At 71.0% G+C, this 1,423-nt stretch carries 2 protein-coding genes; one reads left to right on the forward strand and one right to left on the reverse strand.

Annotated elements, in window-relative coordinates; all coding sequences use genetic code 11:
* Positions 1-917, forward strand: a 917-nt coding sequence (locus tag ACLD7X_RS16765; protein ID WP_411424826.1) for a LysR family transcriptional regulator, incomplete at its 5' end; no start/stop codon positions are given.
* A gap of 10 nt (positions 918-927) precedes the next feature.
* On the opposite strand, the gene ACLD7X_RS16770 is transcribed toward ACLD7X_RS16765, so the two are convergent.
* Positions 928-1,423, reverse strand: a 496-nt coding sequence (locus tag ACLD7X_RS16770; protein WP_411424827.1) for a Gfo/Idh/MocA family oxidoreductase, incomplete at its 5' end; no start/stop codon positions are given.

The following is a 1,423-nucleotide window of genomic DNA, read 5'->3' on the forward strand; positions in this document are numbered from 1 at the left end:
TGCGTTACTTTCTGTCGGCGGTCGATGCCGGGTCGATGACCCGGGCCGCCGAGATGCATCACGTTGCCCCGACCGCGCTCAGCCTGCAGTTGAAGCTGTTGGAAGAGGCGTTCGGCGTCGCGCTTCTGGAACGGCATGCGCGCGGGGTCACGCCCACGCCGCAGGGGGTCGAACTGTATCAGCGCGGTCGGCAGATCCTGGACCTCGTGTCCGAAGTCGAAGCGCAGATGGCGGCCGCGGGGCCGCGCGCGCGCCGGGTCGTACGACTGGGGATACCACCCGCCATTGCCCGGCTGATCGCGGGGCAGGCCATCATGGGCATGGCCCGTGCGGCCCCCGGCACCGAGTTGCAGATCGTCGAAGGCTGGTCGGCAGAGCTGGCCGAACAGGTCGCAGCGGGCACGCTGGACCTTGTGCTGGGCTATGGCGTGACCACGGCAACAGGCCTGCGCGGAATTGACCTGGCCGAAGAACGCTTTGTCCTGGCGGCGGCGGCCGGGATGGCCCTGCCCGACCGGCCGCTGACGATGGCCGAGGCGCTGGATCATCCGCTGGTCTTCTACGGGCGCCGCACCGTGGCCTGGCGGGCGGTGCGCGACGCGGCCACCGCATTGGGGCGCGTGCCGCGCATCCTGCAGGAGGTCAACTCGATCGAGGCCTGGCGCCAGTTGATCATCCTGGGCGAAGGCGTGGCCATCACCCCGATCGGCGCAGTGGCCGAAGAGGCCGCAGCCGGGCGCATCCGCATCTGCGACCTCGCCCCCCCGGGCATCACCCAGCGCGTGGGACTGGCGGGTCGGGCCGACGCACTGGCCGATGCGGGCCTTTCGGTGGTGCGCGACTACCTGGCGGCACTGGCGCGCGACCGCTATCGGGAGTTGGACCCCAACCGCATCGTTGTGGCCCCGCCGCCCTGATGAACGCGGATCAGGGGCGCCATCCGCCGTGCATCGGATGATCCGCCCCGAGCGGCAACGCGACCGGAAGGCCCGACCGTGTCGAAGCATAGCAGGCCGTCACGAATTCGAGCGACCGCCGTCCGTCGGCCAAGGTCACCTCGCGCCCCGGGCGGCCGTCCAGCGCATCGGCCAACGCCGTGAACATGCCCGCGTATCCGCTGCGCACCGGCCCTACGCGGGCCAGCACCGCGTCGATCGCCGCCTGATCGGCGGGCGCGCGGGCGGTGAAGGTCCAGCCTCTTTCGGCGGGTGCATAGGGCGCGTGGTCGGATTCGACGGTAAAGCCCTGGAACATCAGGCGCAGGCGGCTGATGTTGCCCGCAGCCCCCAGCGTGACCGACGACGTGATGACCGCGCCCGAGGCCATGCGGATCGACAGGGCCGCGCAATCCTCGACCTCGATCGCGTTCACGCGGGTCGCCACATCGGCATAGACCTGCGCCACGGGGCCCAGTAGCGCGGGC

Origin of the sequence: Aphanothece microscopica RSMan92 (genome assembly GCF_046613545.2) — a bacterium.
GTDB lineage: Bacteria > Cyanobacteriota > Cyanobacteriia > PCC-6307 > Cyanobiaceae > NIES-981.